Annotated in this window: 7 protein-coding genes; 1 reads left to right on the top strand and 6 read right to left on the bottom strand. The window is 62.2% G+C overall.

Going from position 1 to position 11,635, the window contains the following annotated elements; all coding sequences use genetic code 11:
- Positions 1-32 precede the first annotated feature (32 nt).
- Positions 33-851 carry a hypothetical protein gene (locus OU995_RS15115; RefSeq protein ID WP_267830855.1) on the bottom strand — a complete coding sequence of 273 codons (819 nt, stop codon included), beginning with the start codon at positions 849-851 and terminating at the stop codon, positions 33-35.
- Positions 852-989: 138 nt separating this feature from the next.
- Here OU995_RS15115 and OU995_RS15110 point away from each other — a divergent pair, with 138 nt between their 5' ends.
- The gene (locus tag OU995_RS15110) at positions 990-3,203 is read left to right on the top strand and encodes an ATP-dependent helicase (protein WP_267830854.1); all 2,214 of its coding nucleotides are present in this window, start codon (positions 990-992) and stop codon (positions 3,201-3,203) included.
- On the opposite strand, the gene OU995_RS15105 is transcribed toward OU995_RS15110, so the two are convergent.
- The 5 genes from OU995_RS15105 to OU995_RS15085 all read right to left on the bottom strand — a co-directional run bounded on the left by OU995_RS15105 (position 3,160) and on the right by OU995_RS15085 (position 11,552).
- Positions 3,160-4,119 (bottom strand): FHA domain-containing protein, encoded by a 960-nt coding sequence (locus OU995_RS15105; RefSeq protein WP_267830853.1) that lies wholly within the window; start codon positions 4,117-4,119, stop codon positions 3,160-3,162. The genes OU995_RS15110 and OU995_RS15105 overlap by 44 nt on opposite strands.
- A gap of 412 nt (positions 4,120-4,531) precedes the next feature.
- The gene (locus OU995_RS15100; protein WP_267830852.1) at positions 4,532-4,882 is read right to left on the bottom strand and encodes a hypothetical protein; all 351 of its coding nucleotides are present in this window, start codon (positions 4,880-4,882) and stop codon (positions 4,532-4,534) included.
- 89 nt (positions 4,883-4,971) lie between these two features.
- Complete coding sequence (locus OU995_RS15095) at positions 4,972-5,376, bottom strand: hypothetical protein (protein WP_267830851.1); 405 nt, start codon at positions 5,374-5,376, stop codon at positions 4,972-4,974.
- Between the two features lie 620 nt (positions 5,377-5,996).
- On the bottom strand, positions 5,997-6,422 hold the full coding sequence (locus OU995_RS15090) for a hypothetical protein (protein ID WP_267830850.1): 426 nt from the start codon (positions 6,420-6,422) through the stop codon (positions 5,997-5,999).
- Positions 6,423-6,431: 9 nt separating this feature from the next.
- Complete coding sequence (locus tag OU995_RS15085; protein WP_267830849.1) at positions 6,432-11,552, bottom strand: RHS repeat-associated core domain-containing protein; 5,121 nt, start codon at positions 11,550-11,552, stop codon at positions 6,432-6,434.
- Positions 11,553-11,635 lie beyond the last annotated feature (83 nt).

The raw sequence follows: 11,635 nt of genomic DNA, 5'->3' as shown, positions 1-11,635 counted from the left end.
GGCTGGCCGCTGATCGCTGGTCAATGCGGCCGTCAATGCGGTCGATAGGACATCAGCCCGTCCTCCTGAGCCCGGGGCGGGCGCCCTGCCCTCATCCGCAGCCACACCGTCTGGGCGACCAGCACCACCGCGAGCGCCAAGGCAATCCAGGCGGAGGTGTGCGCGCCTGGAAGTTCAGCGCGGCTCTGCTTCACATACACCCCCACCAGGCCCCACACTGCAGCGAACACATAGCCCAGCGACTGCCAGCCGGCGACCGGCTGATGCAGCCGCGCGATGGCGACCAGCAGCAGCAGCGCGGCCAGGGCCCATAGCACCAGGGTCCACGGCAGTTGGTCCACGGTGGGCAGCAATTGCTCGGCGACGATCACTTGCGCGGTGTTCAGAAAGGCCGCCATGGACAGCCAACCCGCATGAAGCCCCAGCGGCAGCAAGGTGAGCCATGCTGCAGCGCCCTGCGGCCGGGCATGGGCCACCAGCATCAGCGCCCACAGCAGGCACCCCAGCGCCCCCCACATCACCGCCAGGGCCACCCAGAACCACTGCTGGGCAAACACCACCATCCAACTGGCCGTCAGCGCAAAACCCACGGTGGTGAGCAGCAGGCAGCGATGCCGGGCCGCTGCCATGGCTGGCTCTGGATGACGCTGGCCGCGCAGCGTCCACAATGCCAACAACAGGTCTAGAAGAAAGATCACGCCCCAGATGGAAAAGGCATAACCGTCCGCCACGATCAAGGTGGGGTATTGGTCCGACAGCGTCTTGTTGTCAGGACCGAAGCGACCTTGCTGGGACAACCAGGCGATCACCGGCATGGCCAGGGCGGACAGGGTCAAAAAAATCGGCAGCATGGGGAGGCCTCCATGGAGTGCAGCGTACACCGGACGGCTGGCAATTGCCGTTCCCCGGGCGGATGACGCAGGTCTGTGCAGCCATCGGCGGTGGCTCGGCTGACACTGGTCATCCATACAGCCTATGATGGGGACCTCATGACGCCCCGTGACCCTTCCGACCTGGCCGTGCCGCCTTCTCATGTCCTGGAGACCCAGGAAGCACCGGATGCATGCGGCCGCCCTTCCCTCGCTGCATCTGCTGGGGTCGAAAGCGTCTTTGACGAACTGAATGACGACCAACGTGCCGCCGTCGAGCATGGGCTGGGAAGCGGGCTGGGAAGCGGGCTGGGAAGTTGGCTGGGAAGTGGTCTGGAGGGGGATGGCAGCGGTGATGCACGCGACCGTGCCCTGCTGGTGATCGCCGGTGCCGGGTCCGGCAAGACCAAGACACTGGCCACCCGGGTGGCCCGGCTGGTGCTGGCCGGCGCCGACCCGCAGCGCATCCTGCTGCTGACCTTCTCCCGCCGCGCCGCCGGCGAGATGGAACGACGAGCCGGCCAAGTGCTGCACCGGGCGCTGGGATTGCGTGCCACGCAGATGGCACCAAGGTTTCCGTGGGCGGGGACCTTTCATAGCGTGGGCGCCCGCCTGCTGCGTGAATATGCGCCCCGCATCGGCCTGGACCCGCAGTTCACCATCGTGGACCGGGCGGATGCCGAAGATTTGATGGGCCTGCAGCGCCAGGCGCTGGGCCTGGCCGACGCCACCGACCGGTTCCCACTCAAGGCCACTTGCTTGAACATCTATTCCCGCGCGGTGAACAGCGAAGCGCGGCTGGATCAGGTGCTGCAGGAGCATTTCCCCTGGTGTTTCTCGGCCCATGACGCGCTGCGGCAGCTCTTCCGCACCTATGTGGACGAGAAGCAGCGCCAACGGCTGCTGGACTATGACGATCTTCTGCTTTATTGGGCAGAAGTCATGTCGGAGCCCACGCTGGCGCGGGAGATCGGCGAACGCTTTGACCATGTGCTGGTGGATGAATACCAGGACACCAACCGCCTGCAGGCCACGATCCTGCATCGGCTCAAACCCGACGGCCGACGGCTGACGGTGGTGGGCGACGATGCGCAGGCCATCTATTCATTCCGGGCGGCGGAAGTGCGCAACATCCTGGAGTTCCCCACCCGGTTCGATCCCCCGGCACGGGTGATCACCCTGGAGCGCAACTACCGCTCCACCCAGCCCATTCTGGAAGCATCCAATGCCGTGATTGCGCAGGCCAAGGAGCGGTATGCCAAGCAGTTGTGGTCGGACAAAGCGTCCAGTGAACGGCCGCAATTGGTGACGGTGGATGACGAGGCACGCCAGGCGCGCTGGGTGGCCGACCGGGTGCTGGAGCGCCGCGAGCAAGGGCTCAAACTGAAGCGACAGGCCGTGTTGTTCCGCACCGCGACACACAGCGCGCAACTGGAGCTGGAGCTGATTCGCCGGAACATCCCTTTCGTGAAGTTCGGTGGGTTGAAATTTTTGGAAAGCACCCATGTGAAGGACGCCTTGAGCGTGCTTCGCTGGGCACAGAACCCCTATCACCGGCTGGCCTGCTTCCGGGTGTCGCAGTTGCTGGCGGGCTTTGGTCCGGCCAGCGCGAGGCGGCTGGTGGATGCGCTGGACGGAGCGGCCGACATGACCACGGCCTTGAGAGGCTTCGATCCGCCGCGGGGCGCTGCGGCCGATTGGGCTGCGCTATGCGAGTTGATGCTCAGGCTGAGAGAGCAATCGGAATGGCCGCTGGATCTGGAGCGGGCCATTGATTGGCTGACGCCGCATCTGCACCGGCTGCATGAAGACGCCGCCATTCGGCTGGCAGATCTGGAGCAGTTGGCGCGCATTGCGCAGGGCTACAGCAGCCGGGAGAGCTTCCTCACCGAATTGACCCTGGACCCGCCCGAGGCAAGCAGTGATGAATCCGGCGTGCCGCTCAAGGATGAGGACTATCTGATCCTCTCCACCATCCATTCCGCCAAGGGGCAGGAGTGGAGCGCGGTGTATGTGCTGAACTGCGTGGATGGCTGTATTCCATCCGACCTGAGCACGGGGGCTCAGGCGCAGATTGAAGAAGAACGGCGCCTGCTGTATGTGGCCATGACGCGGGCACAGCATCATCTGGCGGTCATGGCACCGCAGCGCTTTTACGTCACGCAGCAGGCTCGCCATGGCGACCGCCACCTCTACGCCAGCGTCTCTCGCTTTCTGCCGGGCAAGGTGTCGCGCCACTTCGACAAGATCGGCCCGGCGAATGAATTGCGGGCGGCGCTGCCGGAGCTGGTCAAACCAGCGATGGATGTCGTGGCGAGATTGAAGAAGTGGTGAGGGGCCTTGAGAGACTGGATCTGATTTCTGCGGTGACGTTTCCTATCCTCAACTCACCGCGCCGGCGTTGAATCAATGCCGGAGGTACAACTTCCTGGCCCAGCGCCTGGGCGAGTTGCTTGCGCAGTCGAAAGATCTGAATGTTCAAATGCGCAGAGCCCAGCCCCAGCATCTTGGCGAGCCGATCCTGATAGACCCAGCCCTGCTCTGACGGCGCCAAGCCTCGCTTTGCATCATCGGCCCGTAGGCGCGCGAGTGTGAGCAGCACGTAGTGATGCGTGCGTTCCCCCAGGTCCAAGTCGTGATCGCCATGCCTCAGCCGCAGCGTCACATGTTCCTCGTCCTGGCTGACCTCGAAATGAGCCACACAAAGCGGCGATGCAGACGACGAAACCTTCTCCGTGATCTGACCGGCGCCCGAATAAAAACACCAGCGCCGCCCGCTGATCACAATCTCGTCGCCATCCTGCAGCGTTCGGCTGCCATCTTCCGAAGTGAAAATCCAGATTCCATTGAGCTCGCTGACGATGGACATCGAGGCCATGCCGTTCTCCAGCAGCAGCGTGGAGTGAGGCAGAGAAATGCCCTCTTGACCTTCGAGACTCAAGAGCATCGGCCCTGGGCGCTCAAGATCCTGTACCTGCCATTCCGCCGCTCCCTGGATTCCGAATACCAGTGTCTGGCCGGCCCTCAACTCGACTGCAGTGTTGTACGGAATGCGATGCCCGTCCAACGTGGTGCCATTGCGGCTGTGGTCAATCACCGCCCATGTGCTTCCGGTCCAACGAATCGACGCATGCAGACGAGAGGTGCCAGGATCATTGATCAAGGTAGAGGCGCGGCAGTCCCGCCCGAATACGTGCTGGGGCAGCAAGACGAGCCTGCGGCCGCTCGCAGTTTCAACGAGAATGGCCAAGTTGTCCCCTCCGTTTTTCATAGGCGCCACGTCATTCTATGAATCCAGCCCCGACGGCACATCTGTAATGCCTGACAGGACTGCCCGAGCATGCCAACCAGCACACTGAGTCATGCGCCTTCTCACTCATCCACTACGCTCACAATTCACGCTGGTGACTGATTAAACTGGCTCAACAACTCGTGTGTTCAATGAATCTGATGCATCTGATTCATTTTCTGCATTTCAACTCGATTCGAGCAGTCCAAGCAATTCGAGAGTCGTCGGTCATTACATTCTGGAAATGGCACTTGGGGTCGGCGGCCAGCGAGACGTGTTTGCCGCCTGGGACAAAGCGATTAAGAGCCTGAGTACGACGACAATGATGCGGACCCGAGCCAACATCAAGAACATGACCGGCGTCGTTTGAGACTCACGCCATCAACATATGTTCCTGCCCATCCACGATCTGGCTGATGTTCTCAAGCCATTGGCGCGGATCGTTAACCACCTGCAATGCTACCTCCGGTGGGAGCGCCTGGTCATCCACGCCAAACCGGTCCCGGAAGTTGGCAACGATTGAATCGGGCGACGGCCATCCCGATTGACCGATGTGGGTCATCAAGTTGCCTCGATCCAATTGATGGAGCAAGACATCGCGCAATGCAGACGGCAGAGTCAGAACCAGTCCGATCCAGTCATCACATGAGGCCGGGTTCGATTGACGGTCACGAATCTGTCGCGCCATTTCCGCAGCCGCTAGAGCGACTTCGCTCGGGGCCAAGGCGTTTCCGCCTTGATAGGTACAAGAGAGTCCCGTCGAGGTCTTCGAGCACCGCCAAGGATTCTTCGCTCTCCCCATGGGCGTCATACCTAAACGCTCGCGCCCTGAACCATGATGGACAAGTCTCCCTGCTTGGGATCGACGGCGAACTCAATCAACCCCCAGGGAAATCGGGCCACTGCCACAGGCCTGTTCTCCATGTCCGGCAGAACCCCCGTCTTCTTCGCAAAACGATTCACCATGCGGCTGGTCAGGATGGAGTCGGGGAACTCCTCCTCATCGAAAAGCACAGCGGTCACGACACCTTTGCCTTCCGCCTCCCCGATCACCAATCGGGCGGTCAGATCGAGATAGCGCACCGAGCGACCAGACTGCGGCACAGGGGCAGGTTCACCCGCCGTCCAGGCGACCTTGCCATCCACCAACACGCGGCCGGTCAACACATCAATTTCCAGGTTCACTGTTTCACCACTCTCATCGATCGAGTTGAACACGGAAGGTCTGGAAAGCCATCTCGGCCACCTCTGAACATGCGACGGCGCCCAGCCACGGCGAGACCGTCGTGCAACGCTCACAAGTTGCTGATGCCTCTCCCGGTTAAGGGGGAGCGCTATGGAGATCGCCTCCCTGCGTTCGGGCCACTGATTCGGATGTACATATCACCTTGCCTGGGGTCCACCCTGAATGAAATTGCGCCCCATGGAAATATCGCCTCTGCGAAGGCCAAACCATCCATGATGGGCAAGATTCCTGTCTTTTTCACAAAGCGCTTCACCATGCGGCTGGTCAGGATGGAGTCCGGGAACTCCTCCTCATCGAAAATCACTGTAGCTACGCCTCCAGGGCCTTCTCCCTCAGCGATGACGAGCCGCGCGGCCAAATCCAGAAAGAGAACAGACCGGAGACTCGTGGGGACGGGTACAGGTTCGCCGATTTTCCACACCAACTTTCCATCCTCCAAAATTCGGCCATCTAGCACGTCAATTTCTAGATTCATCTCATCAAATCTCGCCTTTTTCGGACTGAATGACCTTGCGATTTAAAGCCTGGAGTGGGAACACACTGATGCGCTCGAGAGTCAACATGGAGAAAAAGACTTGCATCATTTTGAGACTCACGTCATCAACATATGTTCCTGGCCATCTACGATCTGGCTGATATTTTCCCGCCATTGATGCGGATCATTAATGACCTGCAGGGTGACCCCTGGAGGTAGCTTTTGGACCTCCACACCGAAACGATCTCGAAAGTTAGCCACGATCGACTCCGGAGCCGGCCACCCTGATTGGCCAATTCCCGTCAGCAGGTTGCCGCGATCCAACTGATCCAACAGCACATGTCTTAACGCATCAGGTAGGCGCAACACCATCGCAACCCAGTCATCAGCGGAAGCGACCTGCGACACTCGGTCTCGAATCTGTTGCGCCATGTCCCCAGCGGCAGCAGCAGCATCACCGGCGGACAATGCCAGCGCGCCGGAGTAGTCGTACTGCATGCCGCCAGTCCCCTTGGCACGTTTCCATGAATTTTTTCCGCTCATCTGTTTCCTCTAGATGGGTCTGATTTTTCCGGGAGAGAGCCGACCAACATCGGTTGGAGAGACGTAATACTGAGTGCCACCGCCAGGGCCAAACTGTGGATTGGCCAATGCCTTGCCACGGGCAACGCAAATATCTTCGTTCACCCTGTAGGCGCGGACGCCCTGGCGCAAAGTGCGTGGATTGCCGGCAGCATCTTTACCAGGATCTTGGCTCACCTGCACCAGATCATAATAATCCGACACATTGCCTTTGGCCTTCAACAGAGTGTGGTTCTGCACGGCAAATCCAGGCGCACCACCCGGGTGCAAGGAATACAGAATCGTGCCCTTCTTGAGCACAACATTCTCGTAGGTATCAACGCCGGTGTAGATATTGTTCGGATTCTTCGGACTCACCCCCTGCCAAGCGCGCGCCTCCGCAGACGGGTCCTTCCCACAGCACGGATCACAGCCGCCCTTGCCCTTCGTCAGCCCTAGCGGATCCACCCAGCCGGTCGGATCTGGCGCGTACTGATAGGAATTGAATCCTCCGAGCAGTCCGATCGGGTCCTGCGTCAGATACCGACCGGCATCAGGATCGTAATAACGGTGCCGGTTGTAGTAGAGCCCGGTTTCCCCATCCTCATATTGCCCCTGGAAGCGCCAGGGTTGGGCAACTTCATCCACGTCCAAACGCGCCAGACGACCCCATGCCCTGTAGCGCGCACGCCAGCGCACCCGGCCGACCGCATCCATCAGCGCCAGCGGCGTGCCAAGGTGGTCGCACTCGTAGTACAGAACCTCATCGTTCGCGCAACTGATGCCATCCCATCGGGCCTGCGCCGTACGTTCATCCAGGCAATCCTGACGCCATCGCGCAAGCCGCCGATACAGGCGCACATGCGCATCCGGCTGCGCATCGGGCGCGTCCGGGCGGTCCCAGGCAAGCACAGGCGCAAACGCGACCGATGCCGTTGCAAATGACGTGATCGATTCCTGGCTGCGCACGCGGGCCAGCGGTGTGAAGCTGTCGGGCTCATGCACATAACTGACGGTGCCCTGTGCATCGACCTCCTGCACCATCAAGTCGCCATTCCAGACAAAGGCCGTGACCTGTTCGTCGCCTGCGCCCTGCACCCGCTTCAGCACACGCCGCCCGATCGCGTCATACGCATAGCGGCTGGTGACCACACCGTGTGGCGTCATCCGTTCGGCCAAGATCAGCCGCTGATGCGCGTCGTAGTGCAACCGAAGTTCGTCGCCCGCAGCGCTTACCGCAGGTTCGTTCGCAGCACTGTCCTGAACCCAATGTTTTCGGACTGCATTGCCGTCCACGTCGTGTTCGTAGTGCCAGCCCAATGCCTGCGTGATGCCAGGCAACGGCGTCAGATTGCCGGCAGGATCAAAGGCGAATGTCTCCACCAAACCCGGCTGGCTTGCGGTGAGCAACTGCCCAATGTCGTCCCGCGTGAAGTGAAGCTCGCCCAGCACCGAGTCCGAGATGCGCTCGACCTCCCCGGCCCTGGCATAACCATAATCGCGTTGGCGAAGCGCGCCCGGCGCCGTCTCGGCGAATCCAAACGCACTGCGCGACCAGCGGGAAGCGCCGTCATAACGAACTTCACGCCGCAGCCCCCCGCGCCGAAGTCCGCCGAGGCTTCGGCGCGTCTCCCGGTGCAAGACGTCTCTCTCAACGTCAGCCAGCGATTGGCCCTGCCACAAAATGCCATGCCAGTGCCCCGCACCATAGCGCTGCGTCTGCACCACACGTCCATTTGGCAGCCGTGTGGCGATGCGCTGCCCCAGGGCGTCGTAGTCATGCCGCAAGAGGAATGACACGGCCATTGCACCTCTCGCGGCAGTGTCGGGCCACTGGCCGGCAGCATCCAGCTGCGCATGCTCCGGTGCCAACTCGATCCGCTGGCGCTCCTCAACCAGTTGCCCCGCCGCGTCCCATTCCAGACGGGACTGCGCCGCCGCGTTCTCCACGGCAATGATGCGACTCAGCGGATCCCAGGCGAATCGTTCCTGACCATCAGGTGTCACACGCGTCAGCAGTCGACCCAATGCATCGCGAACGTAGTCCGTGCGGATGGCTCCACGGTGGCTGGCGATCAGTTCGCCCGCCGCGTCGTAGTCGTAGCGACTGACCAGTCCGTCAAAGCCGATTTCCTGGACCAGTCGCCCCCGGGCGTCATAAGCCAGCTGGAATGATTCACCCTTGCTGTTGATCAGGGCCACCAGCCGCAGCGCCCGGTCATAGCGATACTGCAAGCGCTGACCCGCTGCGTCGACACGTTCCACCGGGAGACCCTGCATCTGATATGCATAACGTGTCTGGCGACCTACCCCATCCGTTTGAGTCAACAGACGCCCCAAGGCGTCGTAGACAAAGCGCTCTTCTCCTGCCCCAGGGCGGCGGATGAAGACCAGCCGGTCCAGTTCGTCCCAGCCGTAATAGACAGACTGTCCCATTGCGTCGGTCTGCGAAATCAATCGTCCCCGGAGGTCCCAGGCGAAACGCGTTTCGTAGCCCGAGCAGTCGATGTGTGCCACCAGACGGCTTTGGCTGTCGTACTCATACCGCTTGACGCGCCCCGCAGCATCCACACGCTGCACCAACTGCCCCACCGCGTTGTAGACCATGCGGTTGACGCGCCCCAGCGCATCGGTCTGGGTGACCAAACGACCTTGCGCATCGAACTCGCGCTCCTGCACATACCCCATCGCATCGATGGTCCGCACCGGCAGGTTCTGCTCGTTGTATTGAACCACCGTGCGTCCGCCCAACGCATCGGTCGTGCTGATCAGGCTGCCTTGCTCGTCATAGGTGAAACGAGTGGTGTGACCGTTGGCGTCCGTCTCTTCCAACAGGTCGCCAGCGGTGCTCCAGCGGCGTGTGCCCAGGCGGCGCGCAGGCGCATCGGCAGCGTCTTGCACGCGCACGTCCACGCAGAGGTTGTTGGCGTTGAATCGATAGGTCCAGATGCTGTTGTCAGCCTGGCGCACCTGCGTCGTATCGGCATCCACATAGTCGACATACACAGGCTCCGTGCCGTCTTCTGCCGCCGCATAAATGGCTCTTGCCCAATGGCTGGTCAGGGCCGTCCAACTGCCTCGGTGCTGGGGCACCACCTCCTGCGACCCATCAGGCATGCCCACGTTGGTGTTGACCGGTCCCTGAAACAGCACATCCGCGCCCTGCCAACGCACCACCCAGGCGCCGCCGGTGGGGTCGACATACCGGGTCAACAGGTGGGTGTCGTAGTAATAGCGCCAGAGATGGCCCATGGCGTCCTTGCGCCCGAGCAAATCTGGCGCGGAAGAGAGAGCGCTGTCGCGCGGGTTCTCTCCGAGATGTTCAAGACCATAGGCATAACGACTGAGCACCTGCCACGCCCATCGGGGCTGCGTCGCATCGTTCGCTTTAGCCGCCAAGCCGGTCGCCGCCGCATCGGTCACCGCCACCTCGTCAGCGGCCTCTTCGGCCACCGGTAGCCGCCGCACCAGTCGGCCAATCTTCAACGCACCGTGGCACGCGCGCTGAGCATCCGTCAGTGGCCCTGTCGCTGCGGCATGCGCCTCCAGCACAACTTCCCCAGGCGCGGTGATGCGGAGCACGGGAAAATCGTCATCCAACCGTTCCGGCAGCATCCGGGCATCCCAGCCGGGCAGCCACTCCAATTGCACCGCCAAGCCATCCGGACGCCGTTGCTCCACAAGATAGCAGCACTGCACCCATTCCATGCGCGGCGCGGGCTCGTCCAGCAACCGCCGCTGTCGCAATTTCAATCCATCCAGCCCCAGGGGCAGCACATCCAGCGCCAGGGCATCGCAACGGGGACGTTCGAACACATCCACGCTGCCGTCACGCCAGCGCAGTTCAAAGCGCCACGGCCCCACACGTGTGAGGGTGAACGCTTCGAACGCATCATCCACCGTGCCGCCCGCCGCCAGCGGCGGTAAATGCACCGTGCGGCCGGTCCCGTCGTGATAGGCCATACCCCGCTCACCCACACTCAGGCGCACCAGGTAGGGCGATGTCCAACGCGCGCCCAGCAAACCCCGGTCATAGGCCGCATGGCTGGATCGATAGGTCCGCAGCCAGGTCAGCGGGATCAATCCATCAACGTCCGCGTCCAGCTCGGACAACAGTTCGTCGCCGGTGCCGAAGTGAATGGGCCGCCGGCTACGAGTCGCCGCCTTGCCGGGCCCCTGACTTTGCGGACAGCATTCCTTGGGCTGTTGCTTGTCTTGCGCGGGCTTCTGAGTCTTGCCACCGTCGGCTTTGTCTTCTTCGTGCTTGCCGCCCTGGGATTTCGGATCGGGCTGCTTGGCTGGCGGATGCTTCTTCGGGAACAGCCGCGCCAGCAGTCGGCCACCACCGGGCAGGCGTGTCAGGGCCCAGTTGGCTCCACGCTCCGCCGCCTGCTCTGCGAGCGCGCCCAGGCTGGGCGCCTTGTCGTCCAGCACCCAGTCCGCCGTGGCATCCAGCACATCGGTGGCTGTCCCGGTTGCCGCGCCTACGGCCGTCACACCGCCACCCACCGCAGTCACAGCGCCACCCGCCGAGGCAATGGCGCCTCCAACGGGTGCTCCCACGCCCGTCAGCGCAACGCCCCCGCCAACCACCGCTGTCGCCGTGCCGGCCGCAGCGACCTTGCCCCCGGTCTCCATGGCTTCGTCGCCGAACTCGTGCAACGCCTCGGAAGCGCCACTCTCGCGATAGGCCTGGGCCGCCCCCTTGAGCCGACGTTTGGCCGCAGCCGTACCACGCTCGTAGATGCGCCCCACCGTGTTGCGCGCATTCATCCAGACGAGATCCGCCTCACGCACCCAGGCCTTGGCATTGCTGGTGGATGTGCTGCTCTTGTCCTTCGGCTCCGCCTTGTCTTCGTACGTCCCGCTTTTGACGCCGCCCTTCACCCCACGGGCATCGCCGGTCACCTTCGGGATGAAGGTCTGGCCATGCAGGACCGCCGGGTCACTCTGGTGTTTGACATTGGGGGAAGCCGCCGATGCCTCCTTGAATTCACCCTTGATCGGATAAGGGATCGGCACCACGCTGCTGCCCACAGGAGTGAGGCAGACATCAGGCTGAAGGCTGACGCAGAAGAAGCGTTTGGATCGGGTGACGGTTTCGCGGGCCATGGGAACGTTCAGGGGGCAATCAGCAGCGATCAGGAACCGACGGCGGGCTGCTATCGGCGTTTGATGAGGTCGGGCGGCAGGTC

The sequence above is a fragment of the Roseateles sp. SL47 genome (assembly GCF_026625885.1).
Lineage (GTDB): Bacteria > Pseudomonadota > Gammaproteobacteria > Burkholderiales > Burkholderiaceae_C > Roseateles.
The sequence above is the reverse complement of the archived record's forward strand: the minus strand, read 5'-3'. Positions and strand labels throughout refer to the sequence as shown.

Excerpts from the sequence above, each read along its gene's own strand:
- OU995_RS15115 (WP_267830855.1), bottom strand. The coding sequence starts at position 851 with ATGCTGCCGATTTTTTTGACCCTGTCCGCCCTGGCCATGCCGGTGATC.
- OU995_RS15110 (WP_267830854.1), top strand. The coding sequence starts at position 990 with ATGACGCCCCGTGACCCTTCCGACCTGGCCGTGCCGCCTTCTCATGTC.
- OU995_RS15090 (WP_267830850.1), bottom strand. The coding sequence starts at position 6,422 with ATGAGCGGAAAAAATTCATGGAAACGTGCCAAGGGGACTGGCGGCATG.
- OU995_RS15085 (WP_267830849.1), bottom strand. The coding sequence starts at position 11,552 with ATGGCCCGCGAAACCGTCACCCGATCCAAACGCTTCTTCTGCGTCAGC.